Below are 2,347 nucleotides of genomic sequence, written 5' to 3'. Positions count from 1 at the left end.
GCCGAGCGCGAGCAGCGCTTCCACGTGGTTGCCGTCGGCCTGCAGCGCGAAGCCGGCCAGCGCGCCGGCGGCATCCATGCGCGCGCGGTCCACCGCCACCAGGCTCGCCACGCCCGCGGCTTGCGGGCTCAGCTGGCCGTCGTGCTGCCGCTCTTCCACCCAGCGCCATGCGTCGTCCAGCCGATCGGCATGGTGCATGGCGCGCAGCCACAGGGCCTGGATCTCCGGGGCCGCCAGCGCACCCGCGGCCACCCAGGGTGCGAGCAGGCGCGCGCAATCGTCGAAGCGGCCTTCAAGAAAATCGATGTAGCCCAGGTCGTGGTCGACGGCCGCCTGGGGCGCCGTGCCCTCGCGCAGTTGCAGCAGCAGCTCGCGCGCCTGCTGCAGTTGCCGCTGCGCGATCAGCACCTGGGCGAGCCGGTAGCGCCACGCGGGATTGTCCGGCTCCAGCTGCGCGCCTGCCTGCACGTGCTGGCGCGCCGCGTCCAGCTGTCCGCTGGCGAGCGCGGCATCGCACACGTCGGCGAGCAGCAGGGCGTTGCCGGGGTCCTGCTGCTGCAGTTGCGCAAGGCGCGCGTAGCGTTCGGTGGCGGGTGAAGCGGATGGGGTCATGGTCGTCACGTCAGAATTTTCTTCAAAGGAACAGGTCGCAGGCCGGCGGACTCCGCATGCTTTCGCGCAAGTGTCGCAGTGCGCCGCGGTGCAGCTGCGAGATGCGGCCCTTGCTCAGGCCGAGCAGCACCGCGATCTGGTCAAAGGGCTGCTCCTGCAGGTAGTGCGCATGGATGACGCGGCGCTCCTGCGCCGGCAGCGCATGCACCAGCTCCAGCAGGCGTTCGCGCAGTTCGCGCAGCTCCACGCTGCGGTAGAACGGCAGGTCGCGCACGCGCTCGGGTGTCTCCACCATGCCGGTGCCGTCCAGCATCCAGGCCAGCGCGAACGCCAGCCCCGCTTCGGCAACGTACTGCAGCACCTGCTGCGGCGTGCCGCGCCCGGACCCGGGCGCGTTGCCGTCCGCGTTCTTCAGCGATTCCTGCCGTTCGGCCAGCAGGCGCTGGCGCACCGCGATCTGCTGCTGCTTTTCGGTGGTGCGCTCCAGGCCGTCGAGGATGGCACCGTGCATGCGGCGGGCGGCGAAAGTCCTGAACTGCGCGCCGGCATCGGGGTCGAAGCGCTCCATCGCCTCGATCAGCCCCAGGCGTGCGAGCTGCAGGTACTCGTCGAATTCGATCTCGTTGTGGAAGCGCTTGCCGTAGTAGGTGGCGGCGACGGTGCGCGCGTACGGCAGGTGCAGCTCCAGCAGCCCGGTGCGCGCCAGCTCGTCGCGCGTGCCGCGCCAGCGCAGCCACAGCGCGCGCTCCGGCGCCGCGCCGCCCGGCGGGGGGCGGTCCTGGGCCTGCGCGAACGGCACGGCTTCCATGGCGTCAGTGGAACGACCCCACCAGCGCCTTCAGGATCAGGCTCCAGCCGTCGACCAGCACGAACATCAGGATCTTCAGCGGCAGCGCCACGGTGGTGGGCGGCATCATCATCATGCCCAGCGCCATCAGCACGCTGGAGACGATCAGGTCGATCAGCAGGAACGGCAGGAAGATCACGAAGCCGATCTGGAACGCGGCGCGCAGCTCCGACAGCATGAAGGCCGGAATCAGCTGCACGTTGCCGATCTCCGCCACCGATTGCGGCGGCCTGGCTTTCGACAACTCCACCATCAGCGCCAGGTCCTGCTCGCGCGTCTGCCGCACCATGAACTCGCGCAGCGGCCCGCTGCCTTTCTCGTACACCTGCTCCAGCCCGAGCTTGCCGGCCATGAAGGGCTGCACCGCGTCGTCGTTGAGCTTTTGCAGCACGGGCGACATGGTGAACAGCGTGAGGAACAGCGCGAGGCCGATCAGCACCGAATTGGGCGGCGTCTCCGGCATGCCGATGGCGTGGCGCAGCATGGACAGCACGATGATGCTGCGCAGGAACGAGGTCATGCACACCAGCAGCGCCGGCACCACGGCCAGCAGCGTCAGGCCAACGACGATGCGCACCGCCTGCGCGGTGTCGGCCGAACCCAATGTGGTCACGGCGGTGCTCATGGCGCAGTCTCCGGTGCGGCGGCTTCGCGCGTGTCGAGCAAGGTCACGGCCTGCGGCGTGCAACCCACCAGCAGCTCGCGCCCGGCCCAGCGCACCACGTGCACGCTGCATTGCGGCGCCAGCGGTTTGGAGGCCAGCAGCTGCAGCACGCCGGGCGCGCCCGGTGGCACCCAGCGGCCCAGCCATTTCGGCGCCGCGCCGCGCCGGCGCACCGACCAGATCCAGGCCCAGGCGCCGGCACCGGCCAGCAGCACCAGCCACAC

The 2,347-nt window shown here is 70.5% G+C and carries 4 protein-coding genes; all 4 read right to left on the bottom strand.

Annotation, left to right across the window (positions count from 1 at the left end; genetic code table 11):
* Positions 1-612, bottom strand: a 612-nt coding sequence (locus H0U68_RS17490; protein ID WP_296357899.1) for a tetratricopeptide repeat protein, incomplete at its 3' end; no start/stop codon positions are given.
* Positions 613-634: 22 nt separating this feature from the next.
* On the bottom strand, positions 635-1,420 hold the full coding sequence (locus tag H0U68_RS17485) for a sigma-70 family RNA polymerase sigma factor (RefSeq protein WP_296357897.1): 786 nt from the start codon (positions 1,418-1,420) through the stop codon (positions 635-637).
* A 4-nt stretch (positions 1,421-1,424) separates the two neighbouring features.
* A complete protein-coding gene (fliP, locus tag H0U68_RS17480) occupies positions 1,425-2,084 on the bottom strand; it encodes a flagellar type III secretion system pore protein FliP (protein WP_296357895.1) in 660 nt (219 codons plus the stop codon).
* Positions 2,081-2,347: flagellar biosynthetic protein FliO (locus tag H0U68_RS17475; RefSeq protein WP_296357894.1), on the bottom strand; the 267-nt coding region annotated here is incomplete at its 5' end. The genes H0U68_RS17475 and fliP, both read right to left, overlap by 4 nt.

Source organism: Ramlibacter sp. (genome assembly GCF_013697775.1).
In the GTDB taxonomy this organism is placed as follows: domain Bacteria; phylum Pseudomonadota; class Gammaproteobacteria; order Burkholderiales; family Burkholderiaceae_C; genus Ramlibacter.
The sequence above is the reverse complement of the archived record's forward strand: the minus strand, read 5'-3'. Positions and strand labels throughout refer to the sequence as shown.